A 25,291-nucleotide genomic window follows, 5' to 3' on the forward strand; every position below is an offset into this window, starting at 1 on the left:
GGGCCGGGGTCTCGACCGGCGCGGGGGCGGCGGGGGCCGGGGCGGCCGCGGCAGCCGGAGCCGGGGCGGCGACCGGGGCGCCGGAACCGTCGTCGATGATCGCCAGCTCGGCGCCGACCTCGACCGTCTCGTCCTCGGCGACCTTGATGGAGGCGAGGATGCCGGAGGCGGGGGCCGGGATCTCGGTGTCGACCTTGTCGGTCGAGACCTCGAGCAGCGGCTCGTCGGCCTCGACGCGCTCGCCCTCGGCCTTCAGCCAACGGGTGACGGTGCCCTCGGTCACGCTCTCGCCGAGTGCGGGCAGTGTTACTGAGACCGCCATGGTTTCAGTTGCTCCTTGTGGTGCGTTGCGGATGGTTGGCGTGCGACGAGGGTTGTCAGTCGTGATTGTGCAGCGGCTTGCCCGCCAGCGCGAGGTGCGCCTCGCCGAGGGCCTCGTTCTGGGTGGGGTGCGCGTGGATCAGCTGCGCCACCTCGGCGGGCAGGGCCTCCCAGTTGTAGATCAGCTGGGCCTCGCCGACCTGCTCGCCCATGCGCTCGCCGACCATGTGCACGCCGACGACCGCTCCGTCCTTGACCTGGACCAGCTTGATCTCGCCCGCGGTCTTGAGGATCTTGCTCTTGCCGTTGCCGGCCAGGTTGAACTTGGCGGTGACGACCTTGTCGTCGCCGTAGAGCTCCTTGGCCTTGGCCTCGGTGATGCCGACGGAGGCGACCTCGGGGTTGCAGTAGGTCACGCGCGGCACGCCGTCGTAGTCGATCGGGACGACCTTGAGGCCGGCGATGCGCTCCGCGACCAGGATGCCCTCGGCGAAGCCGACGTGGGCCAGCTGCAGCGTCGGGATCAGGTCGCCGACGGCGGAGATCGTGGGGACGTTGGTCTGGCAGTACTCGTCGACCAGGACGTAGCCGCGGTCCATGGCGACCCCGGCCTCCTCGTAGCCGAGGTTCTGCGAGACCGGGCCGCGGCCGACGGCGACGAGCATGAGGTCGGCCTCGACCTGCTTGCCGTTCTCCAGCGAGGCGCGGACGCCGGTCGCGGTGTAGTCGACGCCGGAGAAGCGGGCGCCCAGCTCGAACTTGATGCCGCGCTTGCGGAAGGCGCGCTCCAGCAGCTTCGAGGAGTTCTCGTCCTCGAGCGGGGCCAGGTGCGGCAGCGCCTCGATGATGGTGACCTCGGCGCCGAAGGACTTCCAGACGGAGGCGAACTCGACGCCGATGACGCCGCCGCCCAGCACGATCGCGGACTTCGGCACGCGGTCGAGGGTCAGCGCGTGGTCGGAGGAGATGACGCGGTCGCCGTCGATGGCCAGGCCCGGCAGGGACTTCGGCACGGAGCCGGTGGCCAGCACGATGTGGCGGCCGGTGTAGCGCTGCCCGTTCACGTCCACGGAGGTCGGGGACGAGAGGCGGCCCTCACCCTCGACGTAGGTGATCTTGCGGCTGGCGACCAGGCCCTGGAGGCCCTTGTACAGGCCGGAGACGACGCCGTCCTTGTACGCGTGGACCGCGTTGATGTCGATGCCCTCGAAGACGGCCTTCACGCCGAAGCCCGCCGCCTCGCGGGTCTGGTCGGCGACCTCGCCGGCGTGCAGCAGCGCCTTGGTCGGGATGCAGCCCTGGTGCAGGCAGGTGCCGCCGAGCTTGTTCTTCTCGATCAGCGCGACCTGCAGACCCAGCTGGGCCGCCCGCAGCGCCGCGGCGTAACCGCCGCTTCCGCCTCCGAGAATGACTACGTCGAAAACGGTGCTGGCGTCGTTCGCCACGTCACGTCCTCCATGCAAAGGGTGCGGATGCTCCCGGTCGATCGCCGGCCGGGTGTGGTGCTCCCTTGTGGGGAGACCCGTCGTGCCGGAGATACATCCTCGCACTTGTCGTGCGGTGGTGAGGGACCGGGCCACGGTGTGGACCGGCACCCCCCGTCGGTCCGGGGTGGGTGCCTCGCGAGGAATTGTCTGTTTCCGCAGGTCGAGAGGCAAATTCCAGTGCCGGGAAGGGGGCCTGGTCAGCAGGGTTTCCCGTGGAACGCCGACGGACCCCCGTCCCTGTTCGCCCAGGGCGAACGGAGACGGGGGTCCGATGAAGGGTTACCCCTCAGTAGATCATCACAGCTTGCCGTCGGCGGCGTGCTCGGCGAGCGCCACCAGGGTGCGCACGGCCGTCGCGGTGCCGCCCTTGGGGGTGTAGCCGAACGGCGCGCCCTCGTTGAAGGCCGGGCCGGCGATGTCCAGGTGCGCCCAGGTGATGCCGTCGGCGACGAACTCCTTGAGGAACAGGCCGGCGACCAGGCCGCCGCCCATCCGCTCGCCCATGTTGGAGATGTCGGCGACGGTGGAGTCCATCGGCTTGCGCAGGTGCGTCGGCAGCGGCATGGCCCAGGCGGGCTCGCCCACGGACTCGGCCAGCTCGGTCACGGTGCTGCGGAAGGCGTCGTCGTTGGCCATCACGCCGAAGGTGCGGCTGCCCAGCGCCATCACCATGGCGCCGGTCAGGGTGGCGACGTCGACGATGTAGTCCGGCTTCTCCTCGCCCGCGCGGACGATGGCGTCGGCCAGCACCAGGCGGCCCTCGGCGTCGGTGTTGAGCACCTCGACGGTCTTGCCGCCGTACATGCGCAGCACGTCGCCGGGGCGGGTCGCCGCGCCGGAGGGCATGTTCTCCGCCAGCGCCAGCCAGCCGGTGACGTTGACCTGCAGGCCGAGCTTGGCGGCGGCGAGCACGGAGGCGAAGACCGCGCCGGCGCCGGCCATGTCGCACTTCATGGTCTCGTTGTGGCCGGCCGGCTTGAGGGAGATGCCGCCCGAGTCGTAGGTGATGCCCTTGCCGATGAAGGCGAGCGAGGCCTTGGCCTTGGGGTGCGTGTAGGCGACCTTGACCAGGCGCGGGGAGCGGGCCGAGCCGACGCCGACGCCGAGGATGCCGCCGTAGCCGCCCTTGACCAGCGCCTTCTCGTCGAGCACCTCGACCTTGACGCCCAGCTCCTTGCCGGCCGTGGTGGCGATCTCGGCGAAGGACTTCGGGAAGAGGTCGTTCGGCGGCATGTTGACCAGGTCGCGGGTCCGGTTCATCTCCTCGGCCACGACGGTGCCGCGCTCGACGGCGGCCTTGGCAGCCTTGTCGCCGCGCTTGGTGCCGGTGATCGCCACCTCGGCCAGCGGGGTCTTCGTGTCGGCCTTGCCGTTGTCGCTGCGGCAGGCGGTGAAGGTGTAGGCGCCCAGCAGTGCGCCGAGGGTGAGGGCCTCGACGGAGGCGGCGTCGGCGGCGGGCAGGGCGAATCCGGCCTTCTTGCTGCCGTGCAGGGTGCGCGCGGCCACGCCCGCGGCGGTGCGGAGCGCCTCGGCACTGTAGCCGTCCTCGGCGACCTCGCCCAGGCCCACGGCCAGCACCAGCGGGCTCTTCAGGCCCGCGGGGGCGGGGACCTTCACGGCCTCGCCCTCGGCGCCGGTGGCGCCGACGGTGGTGAGCACCTCGGCGAGGCGGCCCTCGAACGCCTCGTCGACCGCCTCGGCTCCGGGGGCGAGGACAAGGCCCTTGGGGCCCTTGGCCACGGCCACGACGACGGCGTCCGCGCGCAGCGCGGCGGCCGTGGAGGTGCTCAAAGACACTGCAGTCACGGAATGCGTCCTGTTCTGTCGAAAAGTATGCGATGCGAGAGTCGGGGTGCTCGTGTCTGTCCGGATGCGGGCAGGCGTCGTCCCATGGCGCGGCCACGGCGGGTGAACAGACCGGCTCCTGGCATGGTAGTCCGCATATTGAGCCCTCGCGCCGTCTCGGCCGCCGAAATTTCGAGACAGCACCCCGCTACGGGGTGGCAGCTGCGAAAAGCGTCCACAGAACAAGTGCCCCGGTGGCCGCGACCTCGACCATCGCACCCAGGACATCTCCGGTGATTCCGCCGAAACGGCGCAGGCAGTGCGTCAGCAGCAGGGCCGCGAGGCCGAGCCCCCCGGCCGCCGAGACGACGGTGCCGAGCGCCAGGGGCAGCTGGTTCTGGCCGTAGCGGGCGGTGGCCCAGCCGGCCAGCGCGAGGGCGGCGACGACCACCAGGGTGACCAGGGCCCCGCGCAGCCGCGGCACGGTGCCGGCGACCATCGCGCCGAGCCCCTCCTCGCGGGCCGGCGGGACACCGGCGGAGCAGCCACGCAGCAGCGCGGTACGGGAGGTCACCGCCGCCAGGCCCAGCGCGAACGCGCCCTTGGGCAGGCCCAGGTCGAAGCACCGGGCGACGGCCGCGACCTGCGCCAGCAAGGTGAGCAGCAGCACCAGCACCCCGAAGGGGCCGATGTCCGAGGCCTTCATGATCTTCAGTGCGGCGTCGGGGGGACGGTTGCTGCCGAGCCCGTCGGCGACGTCCGCGAGGCCGTCCAGGTGCAGCCCCCGGGTGAGGGCCGCCAGCGCGGCGACCCCGGCGACCGCGGCCAGCAGCGACCCGGTGTGGGCCCAGGCCAGCAGCGTCGCGAAGCCGGCGGCGAGGCCGCCCAGCACGAGCCCGACCACGGGGGCCACGGATATCGCCCGTCCGGCCGTGGGCCGGTCCCAGCGGTTCACCCGAACGGGGAGGACCGACAGGGTCCCGAAAGCGAAGCGCAGCGGTTCGAGGAGTCTGCTGAGCACTCAGTCCTCGGCAGGCTTCTCGGCCGACGGCGGCTCCTCGGCCGGGAGGGGCGCCGGCACGGGCAGCGGCAGCTCGGCGAGCAGCGCGGCGGCGGCCTGGAGCAGCGGCAGCGACATCAGCGCGCCCGCGCCGGCGCCGACGGCGACACGCTGGTCCGACAGCGGCGTGATGCCCATCCGCTCGTAGGCCTTGGCCTGCGCCGGCTCGCCGGTGACCTGCCCGGCGCGCCACCACTCCGGCGCGCGGAACGCGATCCGCTGCGCGACCAGCGCGCACGCGGTGCCGACGACGCCGTCCAGCAGCACCGGCACGCGTCGCATCGCGCACTGCAGCAGGAAGCCCGCCATCGCCGCGAAGTCCGCGCCGCCTACGGCGGCCAGCAGGTCGAGCTGGTCGGCCAGCACCGGGCGGGCCCGGCGCAGCGAGTCGCGGATCGCCGCGCACTTGACCATCCAGATCCGGTCGTCGATGCCGGAGCCGCGTCCGGTGACGACGGCCGCGTCGGTGCCGCACAGCACGCCGATCAGCACGGCGGCCACGGTCGTGGAGCCGACGCCGAGGTCGCCGAGGACGACGAGGTCGGTGCCGGAGTCGGCCTCCTCGTCGGCGAGCGCCACGCCCGCGGCGAAGGCCTGCTCGGCCTGCTCGCGGGTGAGCGCGTTCTCCACGTCGATCCGGCCCGAGCCGCGGCGGACCCGGTAGCGGCTCACCTCGGCGGGGAAGGCGTCCTCCGCCGCGTCGACGGCCATGTCCACCACGCGCACCTGCGCGCCGAACTGACGGGCCAGCACGTTGACGGGCGCGGTGCCCTGAAGGATCTGGTGCACCCGGAGCTCGGTGGTGCCGGGCGGCAGCATCGAGACGCCGAGCGAGGCGATGCCGTGGTCGGCGGCGAAGACCAGGACCTTGACCCGTGACAGCGGCTTGGTCGGGACCTTGCCCTGGACCGCGGCCAGCCAGCCGGCCAGGTCCTGCAGCTCGCCCAGCGAGCCGCGCGGAAGGTCGAGCGCGGCGAAGCGCTCCTCCGCGGCGAGGCGGTACTCGTCGTCGGGCCGCGCCAGCCGCGCGGAGATCTCGTCGAGGTCGAAGGTCGTCACGGCGGGAACGTTACCGTCACCGATCCGACAAACGCAGCGCGCGGCCCGCGACCACCAGCCGGACGTCGTCGCACACGTCGGCGACGGCCGCGTTGAGGCGGCCCAGCTCGTCGCGGAACCGGCGGCCCGAGGCGGTGGCCGGCACGACGCCGCTGCCGACCTCGTTGCTGACCGCGACCACGCGTCGGGGGCTCGTCGCCAGCGCCCGCACCAGTTCCGCGGTCCGGTCGCGCAACTCCCGCTCCCCGCCGCCGTACCAGCGCTCCTCCTCCCAGGCGCCGACCCGGTCCATCGCGTCGGTGAGCCACAGCGCCAGGCAGTCGACCAGCAGCGGGCCGCCGTTGCGGCCCAGCAGCGGCGGCAGTTCGCAGGTCTCGACGGTGCGCCAGTCCGCGGGGCGGCGCTCCCGGTGCAGTTCGACGCGCTCGGCCCACTCGGCGTCGCCATCGCGGTGTCCGGCGGTGGCGACGTAGGTCACGTCCGCGGCGTCGGCCAGCAGCCGCTCGGCGAGCGAGGACTTGCCGGACCGCGCACCGCCGAGCAGCAGCGTGCGGCGGGGACGCCGGCCGGGGACGAGACGGTCGAGGAGGCGCATCGGGCCATTGTGCCGGGTACTGTCCTTGTGCAGTCAGCGAGGGCGAGAGGAGCCCGGCATGGTGTGGACCTGGCGGTACGAGAAGCTCGACGGATCGGTCGTGCCCGCGCCGAACGGGGTCGAGGAGTTCCCGACCCAGGGCGACGCGGAGACCTGGATCGGCGAGACCTGGAAGGAACTGCTCGCCGAGGGCGTCGACCAGGTGGTGCTGCTGGATGACGGCGAGAAGATCTACGGGCCGATGAGCCTGCACCAGTGACGTGAAGGGGTCCGGGGCGTCGGCCCCGGACCCCTCACGCGTGCGCGCCGGTGTGCGTGCGTCAGTTCGCGCGCTGCTTGGGCGCGTTCTCCTCGGTCCTGGCCGGGTCGAACTCGGCGACCGGGGCGAGGATCTCGTCCATCGCCTTCAGCAGGCCGGCGTCCAGCTTCACGCCGGCCGCCTTGACGTTCTCGGCGACCTGCTCGGGTCGGGAGGCGCCGATGATGGCCGCGGAGACGTTGGCGTTCTGCAGCACCCAGGCCACCGAGAGCTGGGCGAGCGTCAGGCCTGCGTCGTCGGCGAGCGGCTTCAGCTGCTGCACGCGCGCAAGAACGTCGTCCCGCAGCCAGCGGGAGATCATGTTGGCGCCGCCCTTGTCGTCGGTGGCGCGCGAGCCGGCGGGCGGCTGCTCGCCCGGCAGGTACTTGCCGGTCAGCACGCCCTGGGCGATCGGGGACCAGACGATCTGGCCGATGCCCAGCTCCTCGCAGGTCGGCACGACCTCGGCCTCGATGACCCGCCACAGCGCGGAGTACTGCGGCTGGGAGGAGACCAGCGGGACGCGCAGCTCCTGCGCGTAGGCGTGCGCGGCCCGGATCTGGTCGGCGGTCCACTCGGAGACGCCGATGTAGTGGGCCTTGCCGGCGTGCACGATGTCCGCGAAGGCGACCATGGTCTCCTCCAGCGGCGTCGCGTGGTCGTAGCGGTGAGCCTGGTAGAGGTCGACGTAGTCGGTCTGCAGGCGCGTCAGGGAGGCGTTGATCGACTCCATGATGTGCTTGCGGCTGAGGCCGGTGTCGTTCTTGCCGGGGCCGGTGGGCCAGTAGACCTTGGTGAAGATCTCCAGGCCTTCGCGGCGCTGCCCGGACAGGGCCCGGCCCAGTACGGACTCGGCGCGGGTGGCGGCGTAGACGTCGGCGGTGTCGAAGGTGGTGATCCCGGCGTCGAGGGCGGCGTGGACGCAGGCGATGGCCGCGTCCTCCTCGACCTGGGATCCATGGGTGAGCCAGTTGCCGTAGGCGATCTCGGAGATGACGAGACCGCTGCGGCCGAGGTGACGGAACTCCATGGGGCCGAGCCTAGTCGCAGGCCGCCTCCCGCGGCCTCACGGGCGGGCGCCGACCAGATGGATCAGCGCCGCGAGCTGCCGGTACGGGTCGGTGCGGCCGGCCCGGTGCTCGGCCTCCAGCAGGGCCGCGAGCTCGGTCTCGGCCGGGAGCGGGGCGTCGTCGGCGGCGAGGTCGGTGAAGACCCGCACCCCGAACCAGGCGAGCACCGGCACGTCGAGCTCAGCGAGCGTGCGGGCGAGCGTCTCGCGGCGGTCGGCGCGGGTGGGCAGGCCCAGGCGGTTGGTGTAGTCGTCGCCGTCGAACGCGGCCACGGCCCCGGCCCAGTCGCCCGCCAGGCCCGGCCGCATGGCGAGACCGTCGCCGTTGCGGGAGAGCACGGACAGCAGCCCGCCGGGGGCCAGTATCCGGGCCAGCGCCGCCAGCAGCGGGCCGGGCTCGGGGAGGTACATCAGCACGCCGTGGCAGAGCACCAGGTCGAACGCGGCCGGACCGAACCAGCGGCCGCAGTCCTCGCCGGAGCCCGGCAGCAGCTGCACCCGGGCCTGAACCTCGGCTGACTCCAGGGCGAGGTCCTGCCGCGCGGCCGCGAGCATGGCCGGATCGGGGTCGAGCCCGGTGACCTGGTGGCCGCGCCGGGCCAGTCGCAGCGCCTGGGTGGCCTGGCCGCAGCCGACGTCGAGCACCCGCAGCCGGGCGTCCGCGCCGAAGCGCGCGCCGAGCTGCTCGTCGAGCTGCCGGGAGACGAGCTCCTGGCGCACCACGTTGCGCAGCCCGCCGAGCTTGGCCAGCCAGGCCTGGGCGCCCGGCGCGAAGCCGATCGGCGGCACGGGCGGGGACGGGGGAAGGGTTGGGTACGGCTGGACCACGCGCTGCACGGGTAGCACCGCGGGCAGCACCATCGTCGACTCGTCGGCCCCCGGGCAGGGGCCCAGGGGCGAGTACGAGTAACCGGGATAGCCCCCCAGCGGACCCGGGTGGCTGGTCAGGGCCGCTGCCCCCGCTTGACGGCCGGCTTGGGCAGGCGCATCTTCCGGATGTTGGAGGAGCGCAGCAGACCGTAGGCGACGGCGCCCTTGGTGTTCTGGTCCGGGAAGCGCCGCGCGAGCTCCTTGCGCAGGCCGCGCGCGAAGAAGAAGGTCGCGACGACGATCAGCAGGATCACGATGTAGAGCGACAGCGTGGCGCCCACGACGATCGACGCGCTGCGCAGCAGCGTCGCGAGCAGGAAGATCAGGATGACCACCGGCATCGCGAACTCGAGCGCCGTCCAGCGCGAGTCGACGTAGTCGCGGACGAACGTGCGGACCGGTCCGGCGTCGCGCGGCGGCAGGTCGCGGGGGTCGCCCTCGCCGCGCATGGCCGCCATCTGGCGGGCGCGGTCGTCGCGGCCGGACTCGCGGGCCTTCTTCGCGGCGGCCTTGCGGTCCGGCGGCACGTAGGCGCGGCCGCGCTGGTTGGTGGTGGAGGCGTTGCGCTTCGGCGTCGGGCGGCCCTTGGGGGCCTCCGCCGTGGGCACGGCCTTCTTCGCGTCGGCGGCCTCGTCCTCGACGAGGGTGGCGGCGTCGGCGGGGGCATCCTGGGAGCTACGTCGGAACACACAGCAAGAGTACGTGGTCAGCTGGTGTATTCCCCAGTCCCCCGGGTAGTGGGCTTCGTCAGGGATCCTTCTCCGCCGCGCGGCGTAGATCGACCAGGGCTCGATCAGTCCCACGGATGAGGCACTCATGCTGTTTGCTGTAGCAGTCTTGTTGCAGCGCGGATCGCTGCGGCGAGGGCCGCGCGACCCGTAGGCTTGGGTAGCGAGAAGACGGCGAAACCGGCAGGTCGGAGAAGGGGGCGCGCGAAGCCCATGAGCGACGGAATCATGAAGCGGATGGGGATGATCTTCCGCGCCAAGGCCAACAAGGCCTTGGATCGCGCGGAGGATCCGCGCGAGACGCTGGATTACTCGTACCAGAAGCAGCTTGAGTTGCTGCAGAAGGTGCGACGCGGCGTCGCGGACGTGGCGACCAGCCGTAAGCGGCTCGAACTGCAGCTCACGCAGCTGCAGCAGCAGTCCGCCAAGCTGGAGGAGCAGGGCCGCAAGGCGCTCTCCCTCGGCCGGGAGGACCTGGCGCGTGAGGCGCTGACGCGGCGCTCCGGCGTCCAGCAGCAGGTGCAGGACCTGGAGGTCCAGTACCAGCAGCTGCAGGGCGAGGAGGAGAAGCTGACGCTGGCCTCCCAGCGCCTGCAGGCCAAGGTGGACGCCTTCCGTACCAAGAAGGAGACCATCAAGGCCCAGTACAGCGCCGCCCAGGCGCAGACCCAGATCGCGGAGTCCTTCTCCGGGATCTCGGAGGAGATGGGCGACGTCGGCCTGGCCATCCAGCGTGCCGAGGACAAGACGGCGCAGCTGCAGGCCCGTGCGGGCGCGATCGACGAGCTGCTGGCCAGCGGCGCGCTCGACGACCCGTCCGGCATGCGCAAGGACGACATCTCGGCCGAGCTGGACCGCATGTCCGCCGGCTCGGACGTCGAGCTGGAGCTGGCCCGGATGAAGGCCGAGCTGGGCGGCGGCAGCGCGCCCACCCCGGCGATCGAGCAGGGTCAGCCGCAGGCGGCCCCGCAGTCCGCCCCGCAGCAGAACCCGTACCAGGCGCCGCAGGACCAGCGCCCGCACGAGGGCTGAGGGGGAGCGGCGTGATCGTCAGGATTCTTTCGGAGGGGCAGTTCGAGGTGCCCGACACCCTCGTCGAGCACCTCAACGAGCTGGACAACGCGGTGCTGGCCGCGCTGGACAACGGCGACGAGCAGGAGTTCCACGTCAGTCTGGCCGCGCTGCTCGGCGCGGTCCGCGAGGGCGGTACGCCCGTGGCGGCCGACTACCTCGGCGCCTCGGACGCGACGCTCCCGTACGCGGACGCGACGCTGGAGGAGACCCGGGCGCTGCTGAAGACGGACGGCTTGATCCCCGGATAGCGGCAACGAAAAAGGACCGGCGACCCCACGGGGCGCCGGTCCTTTTTCGTTGCCGCGCCTACGGCAGCGCCAGCATTTGGTCCAGCGCCGCCTTGGCGTACTTCTCCGTCTCCGGGTCCACCGTGATGACGTTCGGCACGCGGCCGTCCGCCAGCGACTCCAGGGCCCAGACCAGGTGCGGCAGGTCGATGCGGTTCATCGTGCTGCAGAAGCACACCGTGCGGTCCAGGAAGACGATCTCCTTGTCCGGGTGCGCGTTCGCCAGCCGGCGGACCAGGTTGAGCTCGGTGCCGATGGCCCACCTGGAGCCGGGCTCGGCCGCGTCGAGGGCCTTGATGATGTACTCCGTGGAGCCCACCATGTCGGCGGCCTCGACGACCTCGTGCTTGCACTCGGGGTGCACCAGCACCGTCACGCCGGGGACGCGCTCGCGGACCTCGTTCACCGAGTCCAGGCTGAAGCGGCCGTGCACGGAGCAGTGGCCGCGCCACAGGATCATCTTGGCCGCCCGCAGCTCCTCGGCGGTGAGGCCGCCGTTCGGCTTGTGCGGGTTGTAGACGACGCAGTCGTCCAGCGAGAGGCCCATCTCCTTGACCGCGGTGTTGCGGCCGAGGTGCTGGTCGGGCAGGAAGAGGACCTTCTCGCCCTGCTCGAACGCCCACTCCAGCGCCCGCTTGGCGTTGGAGGAGGTGCAGATGGTGCCGCCGTGGCGGCCGGTGAAGGCCTTGATGTCGGCGGAGGAGTTCATGTAGGCGACCGGCACGACGGTGTCGGCGACGCCCGCGTCGACCAGCTGGTCCCAGCACTCGGCGACCTGCTCGGCGGTGGCCATGTCGGCCATGGAGCAGCCGGCGGCCAGGTCCGGCAGGACGACCTGCTGGCGCTCGGAGGTGAGGATGTCCGCGGACTCGGCCATGAAGTGCACGCCGCAGAAGACGATGTACTCGGCCTCGGGGCGGGCGGCCGCGTCGCGGGCCAGCTTGAAGGAGTCGCCGGTGACGTCGGCGAACTGGATGACCTCGTCGCGCTGGTAGTGGTGGCCCAGGATGAAGACCTTGTCGCCCAGCTTGGCCTTGGCCGCGGCGGCCCGCGCGACCAGGTCCGGGTCGGAGGAGGCGGGGAGGTCGCCGGGGCAGTCGACGCCGCGCTCGCTCGCGGTGTCGGCCTCGCGGCCGAGCAGCAGCAGGGCCAGCGGCGTGGCGCCCGGCTCGGCGAAGGTGGCGCCCTGCGCGGGCGCGGAGGTGGTGGTCACGGGCGGGTGCCCTCCTGCTCGGCGGCGGTGAGGGACCGTCGCCTTATCGTCTACCTGACGCTATCTATGATAGCCCGCCCTGATCACAGTTTCGATGGGCGCCCCGGCAATGTGACGTACCCCGCTATGGCCACGCTGTCCATGGCGGCGGCGCTACCCCCGGGCGCTCGCGAGCTGCCCTATCGTCTGGCACAGACGAAGGAGAGGGTACGGGGCGATGAGCGAGCAGGCGATCACCGGGTCCGGCACCGGGCGGCGGATGCGGCCCCGCGGTCGCGGCGAGAGCCATCGGGCCGCCACGCCGCTGGAGCTCTTCTTCGATCTCTGCTTCGTGGTCGCGGTCGCCCAGGCGGGCTCCCAGCTCGCCCACGATCTCGCCGAGGCGCACCTGCGGCACGGGATCCTCGGCTACCTGTTCATCTTCTTCGGCATCTGGTGGGCCTGGATGAACTTCACCTGGTTCGCGTCCGCCTACGACACCGACGACGTCCCCTACCGGATCTGCACCTTCGTGCAGATCGTCGGGGCGCTGGTCCTGGCCGCCGGGGTGCCCCGCGCCTTCGCGGACGCCGACTTCGCCGTCACCGTGACCGGCTACGTGGTGATGCGTGTCGCCCTGGTCGCCCAGTGGCTGCGCGCCGCGGCGGCCAACAGCGGCACGCACCGGACGGTCGCGCTGCGCTACGCCGCCGGGGTGGCGCTGGCCCAGGTCTACTGGGTCCTCTGGCTGCTCTACGTGCCGACCACCGACAAGTACGGGTCGGCGCTGATCGGCGTGGTCGTCGAGCTGGGGGTGCCGCTGCTGGCCGAACGGGTCGGTCAGACCGCCTGGCATCCGGGGCACATCGCCGAGCGCTACGGCTGCTTCACCCTGATCGTGCTGGGGGAGTCGGTCTCGGCGGCGACGATCGCGGTGCAGTCGTCCGTCGACGAGCACCAGGCGCTCGGGGAGCTGCTGCCGATCGCCGCGGGCGGGCTGCTGATCTGCTTCGCGGCGTGGTGGATCTACTTCGCACGGTCGGTCGAGGGCCATCTGACCTCCAACCGCCAGGCCTTCAGCTGGGGGTACGGCCACTACTTCGTCTTCCTCTCCGCGGCCGCGATCGGGGCCGGACTGGAGGTGGCGGTCGAGCACGGGGTCGGCAAGACGCACATCTCCGCCCACGCCGCCACGCTCGGGGTGACCATCCCGGCGGCCCTCTACCTCATCACCGTCTGGGCGCTGCACTCGCGGCACACCAAGCGCGGGATCGCGCTGTGGGTGCAGCCCGTGAGCGCGGTGGTGGTGCTCTTCTCGCCGACGGTCCTGGTGGCGGGTCTGGTCTGCGCGGCCTCGGTCGCGGTCGGACTGCTGATCCACCGCGTGCAGGAACCAGGTGTGAAAAGCTGAACACGTGCCAGCACCGAGAACTCCGATCAGCGACACCGTGAGCAGATCCGTCGCCCTCGACGACACCGACCGCCGGGTCCTGGAGCTGCTCGGACGGGACGGCCGGGCGTCCTACGCGGAGATCGGCCTGCTGGTGAACCTCTCCGCGACGGCGGTCAAGCGCCGGGTGGACCGGCTGCGCGAACGCGGCGTGGTGCGCGGCTTCACGGTGGTGCTGGACCCGAGCGTGCTGGACTGGACGACGGAGGCCTTCGTCGAGGTCTTCTGCCGCGAGCGCACCCCGCCGGAGGAGATCCTCTCCTCGCTGCGCCAGTTCCCCGAGGTCGTCGCCGCCTGGACGGTCACCGGGGACGCGGACGCGCTGGTGCACCTGCGGGCGGCGGACATGCGGCATCTGGAGGCGGTCATCGAGCGGATCCGGCGCGAACCCGGCGTGCAACGCAGCCGCAGCACGGTGGTGCTCAGCCGGCTGATCGGTTGAGTTTCCTTCGCGGGCGCGCCTGACTGCGCAGGAATCCTGCGCGGGCCGCAGGGTTCCGACAGGCGGCGGGCGCGGCGCGGTGCCTAGGGTGGCAGTGCCCCCACCCCCTGTGCACCGAAGGATCTCCCGTGCCCCACGCCGACCGCATGCACCGGTACGACGCCCGCATGGTCGACCTGGTCTTCGACTACATGCGGGAGCGCCTGCAGTACGACCCGGTCCCGCTGGACCACCCCGGTGACGGCGAGAAGCTCGGCGCCGCGCTGGACGGTCTGCTCACCGACCGCGGAAACGATCCTGCGGACGTGCTCAAGCTCTACGACCACGAGCTGTCGCGGGCCGTGATCTCGGCCGACAGCCCCCGGTACCTGTCGTTCATCCCCTGCGCGCCCACCAAGGCCGCGCTGCTGTTCGACATGGTGGTCTCCTGCGCCTCGCTCCAGGGCATCTCCTGGCTGGAGGCGGCCGGCGCCATCGCCGCCGAGAACCAGGTGCTGCGCCTGATCTCCGACCGGGCCGGACTGCCCGCCACGGCCGGCGGCTGCTTCGTCTCCGGCGGTTCCGCGGGCAACCTCTCCGCGCTCGTCGTCGCCCGCGACGTGGCCCGCCAGCGTCTCGGCGTCGGCATCGGCGCCCGGCTGCGGATCGCGGTCAGCGACCAGACCCACTCCTCGGTCACCAACACCCTCAACATCATCGGCGTCGAGAAGTTCGTCGTGCCGACCGCGGACCACCGTCTGACCGGCGAGGCGCTGCGCGCCGCCATCGCCGCCGACGGTGACCCGGGCTCGATCATCGCCGTGGTCGGCACCGCGGGCACCACCAACGCCGGCATCGTCGACGACCTGGCCGGCATCGCCGAGGTCGCCCGCGAACACGGCCTCTGGTTCCACGTCGACGGGGCCTACGGCGGCGCGGGCCTGTTCGCGCCCTCGGTGCGCGAGAAGTACCGCGGCATCGAGCACGCCGACTCCTTCGTCGTCGACCCGCACAAGTGGCTCTTCGCGCCGTTCGACTGCGCCGCGCTGATCTACCGCGACCCGCGCCTGGCCAAGGCCGTGCACACCCAGGACGCCTCCTACCTGGACGTGCTGCACACCGCCGACCACGACCAGGAGTGGAACCCGACCGACTACGCGTACCACCTGACCCGGCGCGCCCGCGGCCTGCCGCTCTGGTTCTCGCTGGCCGTGCACGGCACCGACGCCTACACCGAGGCCATCGAGACCGGCATCGCACTGGCCCGCGACACCGCGGCGCTGATCCGCGAGGAGTACCCGGACCTGGAGGTCATCCGCGAGCCGGAGCTGTCCAGCGTGGTCTACCGGCGCAAGGGCTGGACCGCGAAGGACTACTACGCCTGGTCCGAGCGCCTGCTCGCCGACCAGACCGGCTTCGTCACCCCGACCGGCTGGGAGGGCGAAGTCGTGGCCCGCTTCGCGTTCCTGCACCCGGGCACCACGATGGACATGGTCCGGGAGATCCTGGACACCATGGTCTGAGACACCAAGGCCTGAGGGCCTGACAGCCCTACAGGTAGGCCCCCGACGGCAGGTAGTGCGTCGGGGGCCTCATGCCGCGCAGGGCCAGGTAGCCGCGGGTGGCGGCGCTGAGCCCGGCGGCCATGGCCACGTCCACGGCCCAGTCCTGCTCCGCGGTCACCGTCCGCACGTCCGCCGCCTCCTGGTCCGGTATCCGCGCGAGGGTGTCGGTGAGCAGTGCCGCAGCGACCCGGCGGGAGGTCGCGGCCAGCAGCATCACCCGGCCGCCCAGGCGGTAGCAGTAGCCGGAGCCGCTCAGGGTGTCGGCGACCAGCAGTTCGTCGCTGGTACGCAGCAGGGCGAGGTGGTCCTCGCCGTGCGCGGAGCCGCGGGCGCGGCGGTCGACGGAGTCGAGCAGGTCGAAGTGCGTCGCGTCGCCCAGGTGCACCGGGACGCCGCCGGTGGCGGGCAGACCGGTGCGGTCGACGCGCCCGGTCAGCGCCATGGTGGGGTGCAGCCGGAAGCCGGCGGCGTGGTAGCGGCGGGCGGCGCGCGGGTCGTCCGAGGCGACGATCATGCCGCGCAGGCAGCCGTGGGCGTGGGTCAGCGCGTGGTCGAGCAGCGTGCGGCCGAGGCCCTTGCCCTGCGCCTCGGGACGGACCGCCAGCAGCGCCAGCCCCCACAGGCCCTCGCGCCGCAGCGACAGCGCGACCCCGAGGGCCTTCCCGTCCTCCTCGCCGAACCAGCAGCCGGGCTGGTCGGCGGCGGCCAGCCGCCTGGTCCGCACGTCGGCGCGGGCCGCCTCCCGGCCGGAGAGCGCCTTGTCGAAGGCGGCGGCGTCGATGGCCCGGACGGCGGCGGTGTCGGCGGCGGAGTCGTGGACGGGTCGCAGCAGCACGATCACGATCCTGGCAGGGCCCGCGCCGTCGTGTCAGCGGCTCCGCGGTCCGGGCTCCGGCACGCGGCCCCAGCACGACGGCCCGCCCCTGGCGTACGCAGCCGTGATGACAGGTGCGGAGTGTGCGAGCATGGACGGGATGGAGCCTCCCGGAATACCTCCGGGGCGTCGGCGGTTTCCGCCGGTGGAAGTACGTCGTCAATCCCGGGAGTAAGCAGATGACCGTCCAGGACGAGACCAGCGTCGAGAGCGGGATCATCCTCACCGACACCGCCGCGGCCAAGGTCAAGAGCCTGCTGGAGCAGGAGGGTCGCGACGACCTCGCGCTGCGCGTCGCGGTGCAGCCCGGCGGCTGCTCGGGCCTGCGCTACCAGCTCTTCTTCGACGAGCGTTCCCTCGACGGCGACGTCGTGGCCGACTTCGGCGGCGTCAACGTCGTCACCGACCGCATGAGCGCCCCGTACCTGGCCGGCGCCACCGTGGACTTCGTGGACACGATCGAGAAGCAGGGCTTCACCATCGACAACCCGAACGCCACCGGCTCCTGCGCCTGCGGCGACTCCTTCAGCTGATCGAGCGCCCGCCGCGTACACACGGAACCGCCCCGGCCCACGGCCGGGGCGGTTCCGTTTTTCTCAGCCCGCGCCCATGGGCAGGCCGGCCTTCTGCGGCGCGACCGTGAGCCCGGTGCTGGTGTCGACCACCTTGCGGCTGTCCAGCGGGCGGCCGAGGTTGACGCTGGAGTGCTGCTCGGTGACCACCAGCGGGCACATCTGCCCCGCCGGCGCGTGCTGCGTCACCACGATGGTGGCGCGCACCTCGCCCGGCTGGGACTGGTCCGCGGTGACGCCGTGCTTGTCGCACACCCCGGCGAAGTAGTAAACGGTCAGCACCGTCCCCTGGACGTTGTAGCCGGAGATCGGGATGCCGTGGGCGGGCTTCGGCGGCGACGGCTTGGCGCCGGTGCCGGGCGCGCTCGGCGAGGGCGAGGGGTTCTTGATCGGGCCGCCCGGGGTGATCCCGCCGGAGGGTGAGCTGCTCGCCCCGGACGGCGAACCGCTCACCGCGCTCGCGGGGCCGGAGCCGGCGGTCGTGCTCGAGGCGCAGCCGGTCAGGCCGGCGGCGCCTGCCACCAGCACGGCCAGCGCGCCGAGAACGCGGGAGCGGGAGCGACGATGGGTGTGCACGGTGAGGCCTCCTGGTCTGTCCCTTGCGATGCGTGCATGGGACGTGGGAGGTGCGGAACCGGTTCCCCTCGTTTTTCGCGCGGCGGTGCGCGGAGGCCTGGGTGGGCCGCGCTACTCCGGCAGACCGCCGAAGATGCGCGCCTCACGAGCGCCGATCCGGAACGAGGGGCTGCGCCGCAGCGGCTCGGAGCGCTCGGGGGGCTCGACGGCCAGCTGCGGCCAGAAGCGGCCCAGTCTGCGCCCGCGTTCCACCAGACCCGCCAACGTGTCCGCGTCCGCGTCGCCGCGCAGGTACGCGGGAATGTGGACCGGGTTCCGCTCGGGCATCATCTCGGGGCCTCCTCACGCCGGGCCGCCGCTGCTCCGTGCACGCTGTGACCGGCGTCTCACGATCGACATTAGGCCCCGGTGGGTCGCCCTTCCAGCCCTACGGGGCGGTAACGCGCACGTGTCCTGCGGGTTCGGGGCCGGTACCGTAGAACGTCGTCTCGCCCCCGTCCTTCGAGGAGCACGCCGCCGTGCGTATCGCTGTCACCGGCTCCATCGCCACCGACCACCTGATGACCTTCCCCGGCCGCTTCGCCGAGCAGTTCGTCGCCGACCAGCTCCACACGGTCTCGCTCTCCTTCCTCGTCGACACCCTGGACGTCCGCCGTGGCGGCGTCGCGCCCAACATCTGCTTCGGCATGGGAGTGCTCGGCCTGCGCCCGGTGCTGGTCGGTGCGGCCGGCGCGGACTTCTCCGAGTACCGCTCGTGGCTGGACCGCCACGGCGTCGACACCGCCTCGGTGCACATCTCGGAGACCCGCCACACCGCGCGCTTCGTCTGCACCACCGACCAGGACCACAACCAGATCGCCTCCTTCTACACCGGGGCGATGAGCGAGGCCCGCAACATCGAGCTGCGGCCGGTCGCGGACCGTGTCGGCGGCCTGGACCTGGTCCTGATCGGCGCCGACGACCCGGAGGCGATGGTCCGCCACACCGAGGAGTGCCGCGCCCGCGGTTACGCCTTCGCGGCCGACCCCTCCCAGCAACTGGCCCGCCTGGACGGCGAGTCGATCCGCACCCTGGTGGACGGCGCGGCGTACCTGTTCTCCAACGAGTACGAGAAGGCCCTGATCGAGTCGAAGACCGGCTGGTCCGAGGACGAGTTCCTGGACCGCGTCGGCGTCCGCGTCACCACGCTGGGCGCGAAGGGCGCCCGCATCGACCGCAAGGGCGAGCCGACCATCTTCGTCTCCTGCCCCGCGGAGACGGCCAAGCTCGACCCGACGGGCGTCGGCGACGCCTTCCGCGCCGGCTTCATGGCGGGCCTGACCTGGGGCGTGTCGCTGGAGCGCGCGGCCCAGACGGGCGCGATGCTGGCGACCCTGGTCATCGAGACCGTCGGCACCCAGGAGTACCAGCTGCGCCACGGCCACTTCCTCGACCGCTTCGCCGTCGCCTACGGCGAGGACGCGGCGGCGGAGATCCGCAGCAAGATGGCGTAGCCGTCTTCAGGGGCGCGAGAAACCACCCTGTGCGGATGGCCCTGGGGGCCCCGGACCATCCGCATGTCAGTGGCTTGTCGCGCCCACGCGGGGGGCACCTCCCGGCCCACGGCTGGGGGAGGAGCCGCATGTCGGCAGAGCTCCGCGCCCCCTGGCCGTGCACCTAGCTGAGTCTGCGAACCAGGTACGCCGTGCCCTCCGCGCCCGCGAGGTACTCACTCGCCGGGGCCGTGCCCTCGTACGACTGGTTCTGCAGGTGGCACCAGGCCGGGACGTCGATCGCCGCCACCTCGTCGTCCGACAGGACCGCGACGAGGCCGCCCATCGGGACCCCTTCGAAGGCCTTCGCCAGCTCGATGACCGGCACCGGGCACATCTGTCCCAGGACGTCCACCACGATGGCCCCCTGCGCGGCGCTCCGCGGCGCCGTCGGCGTCAGGTGGGCGCGGACGTCGGCGACAGCCGGGGGCAGGACCGCGAGGAACTCCTCCACCTGCGACGCGGTCGCCCCGCGGTCGAGCGAGACGCGGATGTTGCCCTCGGTCAACGCGCCCATCGCGGCGAGGACGTGGCTCGGGGTCAGGGTGCTGGAGGTGCAGGAGGAGCCGGAGGAGACGGCGAAGCCGGCCCGGTCGAGGGCGCCCAGCAGGGACTCGCCGTCGACGTAGAGGCAGGAGAAGGTCAGCAGGTGCGGCAGTCGCCGTGCGGGGTCCGAGAGGGCCGGGTCGCCCAGCACCGAGACGTCGGGAACCAGCGCGGGGACGCGCTCGTGCAGGAGCCGCACCAGGGCGCGCAGCCGCGCGTCCGCCTCCGCCGCCTCCTGGCGGGCGGCGCGCAGCGCGACCGCTGCGGCGACGATCGCGGGGACGTTGACGTAGCCGGGGACGCGGCCGCCCTCGCGCTCGTCCGCGGGGAGCGGCGAGCGGTAGCGGACGCCCTTGCGGACCGCCAGGACGCCGACGCCGGCCGGGCCGCCCCACTTGTGCGCGGAGGCGGCCAGTGCCGACCAGGCGCCCTCGACCCGGCCCCAGGCGACGGACTGCGCGGCGTCCACGAAGAGCGGGACGTGGGCCTCGGCGGCCAGCTCCGCGGCCTCGGCCACCGGCTGGACGGTGCCGACCTCGTGGTTGGCCGACTGGAGGCAGGCGAGGGCCGTCCCGGGGGAGCGCAGCGCCGTCGCGAAGGCGTCGAGCAGGACCCGGCCGAAGGAGTCGACGGGTGCCGTCGTCACCGCACCGCCGTCCGCCTCGAATCGCTCGGCGGCGTGCAGCACGGAGGAGTGTTCGACGGCGGAATGGACGAGATGACGCCCTTTCCGGTGATTTCCGGCGAGCAGCCCGAGGACGGCGAGATGGTTCGCCTGCGTACCTGACGCGGTGAAACTCAGCTCGTCGGCGCGGACGCCGAGGTCGGCGGCGACGCTCTCGCGGGCCGAGTCCAGCAGCAGTCGGGCCTGGCGCGCCTCGCGGTAGAGCCGTGCCGGGTCCGCCCAGCCCTCGTCGAGCGCGGCCAGCAGGGCCTGTCTGGCCAGCGGATGCATCGGAACGGTGGACGCGACGTCGAAATTCGGCACGGTCCCACGGTAACGAGCACGCAGGTGGCAGCATGTCAGCCGGTGCCGCCTGCCCCCTGATCCTATGACGTCCTCATGCGGCGTCAGGAGGCGGCCCCCCGGCCGCCCGACCGGCGTGTCGCGATCACCCGGGGGAGTCCGCGCGTACCCCGCCTGACCTGCGAAATCGCCCGAACGGGGGCAGTGCGGGGTGATGATCGGCGCGTTAGTGGGACCTGCCCGCGAACCGTCGATCGGGCTGGAGTAGGGTTTGGGCCGCATAAACATCCAAACCCTGCCCGTGACCATGCCACTGGGAATCCCGGAGAGCTCTCCGGCGCTCCGGTCGGCTGGTGAGCGGGCGAGACTTCGGGAAGGCGCTACGTGAGTCCCAACGGCTCCGACCGCTCGCCGCGGCGCTCGATGCGGCGGAAGCTGCTTTCAGCGCTGACGCTGGGCCTCGTCCTTGCCACCGCCACAGGCTGCTCGTCGAACGACCTGCCCCGCCTCGGCCTGCCCACCCCCCGGGACGTTCAGGGCCGCACGGTCCTGTTCCTGTGGCAGGGCTCCTGGATCGCCGCACTGGCGGTCGGGGCGCTCGTCTGGGGACTGATCCTGTGGGCCGTCGTGTTCTACCGGCGCAGCCGCACCAAGGTCGAGGTGCCGCCGCAGTTCCGCTACAACATGCCGCTCGAGGCCCTGTTCACGGTGGTTCCGCTGATCATGGTGTCGGTGTTCTTCTTCTACACCGCGCGTGACGAGAACTACCTGCTCAAGACCAGCGACGCGACCAACCACATCAACGTGGTCGGCTTCCAGTGGAGCTGGGCGTTCAACTACGACTACCAGGTCAACCCGCACGACCAGACCGCGGCGAACGTGAACGGTCCCGGTGCCTACGACATCGGCACCCCGACCGAGGAGCCCACGCTGTGGCTGCCGCAGGGTGTGACCACCGAGTTCGACCTGACGTCGCGTGACGTCATCCACGGCTTCTGGCCGATCGACTTCCTCATGAAGATGGACGTCATCCCGGGTGTGGTGAACCACTTCGAGGTCACCCCGACCGCGCTGGGCACCTTCCGCGGGAAGTGCACCGAGCTGTGCGGCGTCGACCACTCGCAGATGCTGTTCAACGTCAAGGTGGTCACCCCGGCGCAGTACCAGGCCCACCTGCTCGCGCTTAGGGCCAAGGGCCAGTCGGGCAACGTCCCGTCCGGCATCGTTACCACGGGAGCGGGGAACCTCCAGAAATGACCATCCTCAATGAACCCCATGGGCTCAGCGGGGGAACTGCCACCGCGGCCCGACCGGCCAAGGAGACGAAGGCCGGCACGTCGATCATCAAGTGGATGACGACGACCGACCACAAGACCATCGGCACCCTGTACCTGGTCACGTCGTTCGCCTTCTTCCTCGTCGGCGGCATCCTGGCACTGACCATGCGTGCGCAGCTGGCGCAGCCGAACGCGGGCGTCCTGACGAACGAGCAGTTCAACCAGGCGTTCACGATGCACGGCACGATCATGCTGCTGATGTTCGCGACGCCGCTCTTCGCCGGCTTCACGAACTGGATCATGCCGCTCCAGATCGGCGCCCCCGACGTGGCGTTCCCGCGTCTGAACATGTTCGCCTACTGGCTGTACCTGTTCGGCTCGCTGATCGCCGTCGGCGGCTTCCTCACCCCGCAGGGTGCGGCCGACTTCGGCTGGTTCGCCTACGCGCCGCTCTCGGACGCGATCCACAGCCCCGGTGTCGGCGGCGACATGTGGATCATGGGTCTGGCCCTCTCGGGCTTCGGCACCATCCTCGGCTCGGTGAACTTCATCACCACCATCCTGTGCATGCGTGCCCCGGGCATGACCATGTTCCGGATGCCGATCTTCGTGTGGAACGTCCTGCTGACCGCGGTGCTGGTCCTGCTGGCCTTCCCGGTCCTGGCCGCTGCGCTGCTGGCGCTCGAGGCCGACCGCAAGTTCGGTGCGCACGTCTTCGACCCGTCCAACGGTGGCGCCATCCTGTGGCAGCACCTGTTCTGGTTCTTCGGTCACCCCGAGGTGTACATCATCGCGCTGCCGTTCTTCGGGATCATCTCCGAGGTCGTGCCGGTCTTCTCGCGCAAGCCGATGTTCGGCTACTCCTCGCTGATCGCGGCCACCATCGCGATCGCCGGTCTGTCCGTGACGGTGTGGGCGCACCACATGTACGTCACCGGCGCCGTCCTGCTGCCGTTCTTCTCCTTCATGACGTTCCTGATCGCCGTTCCGACCGGCGTCAAGTTCTTCAACTGGATCGGCACCATGTGGCGGGGCTCGCTCAGCTTCGAGACGCCGATGCTGTGGAGCTCGGCTTCCTGGTCCACCTTCGTCTTCGGTGGTCTGACGGGCGTTCTGCTCGCCTCCCCGCCGATCGACTTCCACGTCTCGGACTCGTACTTCGTCGTGGCCCACTTCCACTACGTGGTCTTCGGCACCGTCGTGTTCGCGATGTTCGCGGGCTTCCACTTCTGGTGGCCCAAGATGACCGGCAAGATGCTGGACGAGAAGCTCGGCAAGATCTGCTTCTGGATGCTGTTCGTCGGCTTCCACACCACCTTCCTGGTGCAGCACTGGCTGGGCGCGGAGGGCATGCCGCGTCGTTACGCGACGTACCTGCCCAGCGACGGCTTCACCACGCTGAACCTGATCTCGACCATCGGCTCGTTCGTCCTGGCCGCCTCGATCCTGCCGTTCCTCTACAACGTGTGGAAGACCGCCAAGTACGGCGAGAAGGTCACGGTCGACGACCCCTGGGGCTACGGCCGCTCGCTCGAGTGGGCGACCTCCTGCCCGCCCCCGCGGCACAACTTCCTCACGCTGCCGCGCATCCGCTCCGAATCCCCGGCGTTCGACCTGCACCACCCGGAGATCGCGGCGCGCGACTACCTGGAGAACCACGGCGAGGTGCCGGCCCACCTGCAGGCCGCACTGGAGAAGAAGGAGGCGGGTGACCGATGAAGGAGCAAGGCAAGATCTTCGCCGGCTTCGCGGTCTTCGTCCTGGGCATGGCCATCTGGTACGGCCTGTGGTCCAAGGACCCGACGGGCACCACGTGCCTCTTCCTGGCCTTCGGCCTGGGGTCGTTCATCGCCTTCTACCTGCTGTTCACCGCTCGTCGCGTGGACACGGGCGCGGGCGACAACCCGCAGGCGGAGGTCTCGGACGACGCCGGTGTGCAGGGCTTCTTCAGCCCGTTCAGCTGGCAGCCGCTGGCCCTCGGCCTCGGCGGGGCCCTCGGCTTCATGGGCGTCATCTTCGGCTGGTGGCTGCTGATGTTCGCCGCTCCGGTGATCCTCATCGGCCTCTGGGGCTGGACCTTCGAGTACTACCGCGGCGAGAGCCAGACGCAGTGACCTGCGGCTGATCCGGACCGTCCGAGGGCCGGGCTCGCGCACCTTTCGGTGCGCGAGCCCGGCCCTTCGGCATACCCGACACGCCGGACCAGCGGGCCGTCTCACTCGCCCGGGTGACTGAGCAGGTGGGATAAGTACGACTTTCCTACGATGTGACGAGGCGTCGGATCGCGCGGCGTCGGCCACCTCAGGAGAGGGCGTGACGGCACATGAAGCCGGGTAGCACGGTGTGGGCTCGCAATATCATCGCCGGCGTGGTTCTGACGGCCGGTCCTCTGGCGCTGGCCGCCTGCAGCGGCAGGGACGTCGGCCCCGAGCAGCAGGTCGACGCGAGCGGGCTGGTGCAGGTCTCCCCGTCCGGAGGCGGGAAGGTGGACCCCTCGCTGCCCGTCGTGGTCACCGCGAAGGACGGCGGCCGCCTCACCGACGTCACCGTCGTCTCGGACACGGGCCGCCAGGTGGCCGGGCGGCTGGCCGCGGACGGCCGCTCCTGGCGCTCCACCGGCCCGCTCGCGGCGGGCACCCACTACACCGTCAAGGTCCAGGCCGCGAACGGCGACGGGGACGGCCGTGGCGGGGTCCAGAAGAGCTTCACGACCCTCGCGGCGAGTGCGACCCTCACCGCCGCCATGACCCCCGGCGACAAGGCCCTCTACGGCGTCGGCGAGCCGATCACGGTCGCGCTGAGCCAGCCCGTCCACGACCCGGCCGCCCGGAAGGTCGTGGAGAGCGCCCTGACGGTCCGCTCCACGCCGTCCGTCACCGGTGGCTGGTACTGGGTGGACGACAAGACGCTGCACTTCCGGCCCAAGGACTACTGGCCGGTGCACGCCGTGGTCCAGGCCTCCTTCGACCTCGGCGGCGCCAAGGTGCAGAACGGCCTCTACGGCGGCGCGCCGACCGCTATCGCCTTCCGGACCGGAGACCGGATGCTCGCCCTGACCGACGCGGGCAGCGACTACATGACCGTCTACCGCAACGGTCAGGAGATCCGCTCCATCCCGATCACCACCGGCAAGCCCGGCTTCTCCACCCGCAACGGCATCAAGGTGGTGCTGGAGCAGCAGCAGGAGGTCTTCATGAACTCCTCCACCGTCGGCATCGCCGCGGGCAGTTCCAACGCCTACGCCCTCGACGTCTACTGGGCCACCCGGGTGACCTGGAGCGGCGAGTACGTGCACGCCGCGCCGTGGTCGGTCGGCTCGCAGGGCGTCTCCAACGTCAGCCACGGCTGCACCGGCATGAGCACCGCCAGCGCGGAGTGGTTCTACAGCACCTTCCGGCGCGGCGACCTGGTCCAGGTGGTGCACAGCCTCGGCCACACGATGGAGCCGTTCGGCAACGGCTTCGGCGACTGGAACATGAGCTGGTCCGACTGGCAGAAGGGCAGCGCGCTCGGCCGGACGGTGACCACGCGGCCGGCCGACCCCGCTGCGGTGTCCGGCGGCGCGGGCGCGGGCATCTCCGGGACAGGCGTCACGGCCAGCGCCGGGTACCTGCGGCCCAGCGCCTGAAAACCTCTCGCCAACACGTCCAAGTCCCCTTCAGAATAGGGGCTTTGACGTGATCTTG

General features: G+C 71.6%; 25 protein-coding genes and 1 pseudogene. 12 read left to right on the forward strand and 14 right to left on the reverse strand.

Annotation, left to right across the window (positions count from 1 at the left end):
* The 6 genes and pseudogenes from TR49_RS25775 to cobU all read right to left on the reverse strand — a co-directional run.
* Positions 1 to 322 (reverse strand): biotin/lipoyl-containing protein (locus TR49_RS25775; RefSeq protein WP_042385885.1); only part of this gene is annotated, 322 nt, incomplete at its 3' end.
* A gap of 55 nt (positions 323 to 377) precedes the next feature.
* A complete protein-coding gene (gene lpdA / locus TR49_RS25780) occupies positions 378 to 1,766 on the reverse strand; it encodes a dihydrolipoyl dehydrogenase (protein ID WP_042385887.1) in 1,389 nt (462 codons plus the stop codon).
* Positions 1,767 to 2,105: 339 nt separating this feature from the next.
* A complete protein-coding gene (locus TR49_RS25785) occupies positions 2,106 to 3,614 on the reverse strand; it encodes a leucyl aminopeptidase (protein WP_042385890.1) in 1,509 nt (502 codons plus the stop codon).
* 187 nt (positions 3,615 to 3,801) lie between these two features.
* Positions 3,802 to 4,614 (reverse strand): adenosylcobinamide-GDP ribazoletransferase, encoded by an 813-nt coding sequence (locus tag TR49_RS25790; protein ID WP_042385892.1) that lies wholly within the window; start codon positions 4,612 to 4,614, stop codon positions 3,802 to 3,804.
* The gene (gene cobT, locus TR49_RS25795; protein ID WP_042385895.1) at positions 4,615 to 5,712 is read right to left on the reverse strand and encodes a nicotinate-nucleotide--dimethylbenzimidazole phosphoribosyltransferase; all 1,098 of its coding nucleotides are present in this window, start codon (positions 5,710 to 5,712) and stop codon (positions 4,615 to 4,617) included.
* Between the two features lie 16 nt (positions 5,713 to 5,728).
* A pseudogene (gene cobU / locus TR49_RS25800) lies at positions 5,729 to 6,271 on the reverse strand (bifunctional adenosylcobinamide kinase/adenosylcobinamide-phosphate guanylyltransferase); the annotation flags it as partial.
* A gap of 94 nt (positions 6,272 to 6,365) precedes the next feature.
* Here cobU and TR49_RS25805 point away from each other — a divergent pair.
* Positions 6,366 to 6,566, forward strand: coding sequence for a hypothetical protein (locus TR49_RS25805; protein ID WP_042385897.1), 201 nt, complete (start codon positions 6,366 to 6,368; stop codon positions 6,564 to 6,566).
* A 61-nt stretch (positions 6,567 to 6,627) separates the two neighbouring features.
* Here TR49_RS25805 and TR49_RS25810 read toward each other — a convergent pair whose 3' ends face one another.
* The 3 genes from TR49_RS25810 to TR49_RS25820 all read right to left on the reverse strand — a co-directional run bounded on the left by TR49_RS25810 (position 6,628) and on the right by TR49_RS25820 (position 9,233).
* Complete coding sequence (locus TR49_RS25810; protein WP_042385899.1) at positions 6,628 to 7,635, reverse strand: aldo/keto reductase family protein; 1,008 nt, start codon at positions 7,633 to 7,635, stop codon at positions 6,628 to 6,630.
* Positions 7,636 to 7,671: 36 nt separating this feature from the next.
* Positions 7,672 to 8,535 (reverse strand): methyltransferase domain-containing protein, encoded by an 864-nt coding sequence (locus TR49_RS25815; RefSeq protein ID WP_174501608.1) that lies wholly within the window; start codon positions 8,533 to 8,535, stop codon positions 7,672 to 7,674.
* An 83-nt stretch (positions 8,536 to 8,618) separates the two neighbouring features.
* Positions 8,619 to 9,233 (reverse strand): DUF3043 domain-containing protein, encoded by a 615-nt coding sequence (locus TR49_RS25820; protein ID WP_042385901.1) that lies wholly within the window; start codon positions 9,231 to 9,233, stop codon positions 8,619 to 8,621.
* 252 nt (positions 9,234 to 9,485) lie between these two features.
* Here TR49_RS25820 and TR49_RS25825 point away from each other — a divergent pair, with 252 nt between their 5' ends.
* Positions 9,486 to 10,304 (forward strand): PspA/IM30 family protein, encoded by an 819-nt coding sequence (locus tag TR49_RS25825; protein WP_236653524.1) that lies wholly within the window; start codon positions 9,486 to 9,488, stop codon positions 10,302 to 10,304.
* 11 nt (positions 10,305 to 10,315) lie between these two features.
* Positions 10,316 to 10,594 (forward strand): PspA-associated protein PspAA, encoded by a 279-nt coding sequence (gene pspAA / locus TR49_RS25830; RefSeq protein ID WP_042385903.1) that lies wholly within the window; start codon positions 10,316 to 10,318, stop codon positions 10,592 to 10,594.
* A 58-nt stretch (positions 10,595 to 10,652) separates the two neighbouring features.
* On the opposite strand, the gene nadA is transcribed toward pspAA, so the two are convergent.
* A complete protein-coding gene (nadA, locus tag TR49_RS25835) occupies positions 10,653 to 11,846 on the reverse strand; it encodes a quinolinate synthase NadA (protein WP_042385908.1) in 1,194 nt (397 codons plus the stop codon).
* A 217-nt stretch (positions 11,847 to 12,063) separates the two neighbouring features.
* Between nadA and TR49_RS25840 the strand changes: the two genes are divergently transcribed.
* The 3 genes from TR49_RS25840 to TR49_RS25850 all read left to right on the forward strand — a co-directional run bounded on the left by TR49_RS25840 (position 12,064) and on the right by TR49_RS25850 (position 15,219).
* Entirely contained in the window at positions 12,064 to 13,236 is a 1,173-nt protein-coding gene (locus TR49_RS25840; RefSeq protein ID WP_042385909.1) for a low temperature requirement protein A, read from the forward strand.
* Between the two features lie 37 nt (positions 13,237 to 13,273).
* A complete protein-coding gene (locus TR49_RS25845; RefSeq protein WP_042385911.1) occupies positions 13,274 to 13,717 on the forward strand; it encodes an Lrp/AsnC family transcriptional regulator in 444 nt (147 codons plus the stop codon).
* A gap of 128 nt (positions 13,718 to 13,845) precedes the next feature.
* Complete coding sequence (locus TR49_RS25850; protein WP_236653525.1) at positions 13,846 to 15,219, forward strand: pyridoxal phosphate-dependent decarboxylase family protein; 1,374 nt, start codon at positions 13,846 to 13,848, stop codon at positions 15,217 to 15,219.
* 28 nt (positions 15,220 to 15,247) lie between these two features.
* Here TR49_RS25850 and TR49_RS25855 read toward each other — a convergent pair whose 3' ends face one another.
* Positions 15,248 to 16,096 carry a GNAT family N-acetyltransferase gene (locus TR49_RS25855; protein ID WP_042386101.1) on the reverse strand — a complete coding sequence of 283 codons (849 nt, stop codon included), beginning with the start codon at positions 16,094 to 16,096 and terminating at the stop codon, positions 15,248 to 15,250.
* A gap of 218 nt (positions 16,097 to 16,314) precedes the next feature.
* Between TR49_RS25855 and erpA the strand changes: the two genes are divergently transcribed.
* Entirely contained in the window at positions 16,315 to 16,668 is a 354-nt protein-coding gene (erpA, locus tag TR49_RS25860; protein WP_042385913.1) for an iron-sulfur cluster insertion protein ErpA, read from the forward strand.
* A gap of 63 nt (positions 16,669 to 16,731) precedes the next feature.
* Here erpA and TR49_RS25865 read toward each other — a convergent pair whose 3' ends face one another.
* Both TR49_RS25865 and TR49_RS25870 read right to left on the reverse strand, forming a co-directional pair.
* Positions 16,732 to 17,283 (reverse strand): hypothetical protein, encoded by a 552-nt coding sequence (locus tag TR49_RS25865; RefSeq protein WP_042385914.1) that lies wholly within the window; start codon positions 17,281 to 17,283, stop codon positions 16,732 to 16,734.
* A gap of 111 nt (positions 17,284 to 17,394) precedes the next feature.
* The gene (locus tag TR49_RS25870; RefSeq protein WP_042385916.1) at positions 17,395 to 17,613 is read right to left on the reverse strand and encodes a hypothetical protein; all 219 of its coding nucleotides are present in this window, start codon (positions 17,611 to 17,613) and stop codon (positions 17,395 to 17,397) included.
* A gap of 188 nt (positions 17,614 to 17,801) precedes the next feature.
* On the opposite strand from TR49_RS25870, the gene TR49_RS25875 reads away from it, so the two are divergent.
* A complete protein-coding gene (locus TR49_RS25875; RefSeq protein WP_042385918.1) occupies positions 17,802 to 18,776 on the forward strand; it encodes a carbohydrate kinase family protein in 975 nt (324 codons plus the stop codon).
* Positions 18,777 to 18,939: 163 nt separating this feature from the next.
* Here the strand turns inward: TR49_RS25875 and TR49_RS25880 are convergent, their stop codons facing one another.
* Positions 18,940 to 20,349: a cysteine desulfurase/sulfurtransferase TusA family protein gene (locus tag TR49_RS25880; RefSeq protein WP_152627456.1), complete on the reverse strand. Its 1,410-nt coding sequence runs from the start codon at positions 20,347 to 20,349 to the stop codon at positions 18,940 to 18,942.
* Positions 20,350 to 20,712: 363 nt separating this feature from the next.
* On the opposite strand from TR49_RS25880, the gene ctaC reads away from it, so the two are divergent.
* The 4 genes from ctaC (at position 20,713) to TR49_RS25900 (ending at position 25,233) form a co-directional block, all read left to right on the forward strand.
* On the forward strand, positions 20,713 to 21,585 hold the full coding sequence (gene ctaC, locus TR49_RS25885; RefSeq protein WP_042385925.1) for an aa3-type cytochrome oxidase subunit II: 873 nt from the start codon (positions 20,713 to 20,715) through the stop codon (positions 21,583 to 21,585).
* Positions 21,582 to 23,324 (forward strand): aa3-type cytochrome oxidase subunit I, encoded by a 1,743-nt coding sequence (ctaD, locus tag TR49_RS25890; protein WP_042385929.1) that lies wholly within the window; start codon positions 21,582 to 21,584, stop codon positions 23,322 to 23,324. Before ctaC ends, ctaD begins: the two co-directional genes overlap by 4 nt.
* Positions 23,321 to 23,719: a cytochrome c oxidase subunit 4 gene (locus tag TR49_RS25895; RefSeq protein WP_042385932.1), complete on the forward strand. Its 399-nt coding sequence runs from the start codon at positions 23,321 to 23,323 to the stop codon at positions 23,717 to 23,719. Before ctaD ends, TR49_RS25895 begins: the two co-directional genes overlap by 4 nt.
* A 254-nt stretch (positions 23,720 to 23,973) precedes the next feature.
* Positions 23,974 to 25,233, forward strand: a complete 1,260-nt coding sequence (locus TR49_RS25900; protein WP_236653526.1) for a L,D-transpeptidase — start codon at positions 23,974 to 23,976, stop codon at positions 25,231 to 25,233.
* Positions 25,234 to 25,291 lie beyond the last annotated feature (58 nt).

This window comes from Streptacidiphilus melanogenes, from assembly GCF_000787835.1.
Lineage (GTDB): Bacteria > Actinomycetota > Actinomycetes > Streptomycetales > Streptomycetaceae > Streptacidiphilus > Streptacidiphilus melanogenes.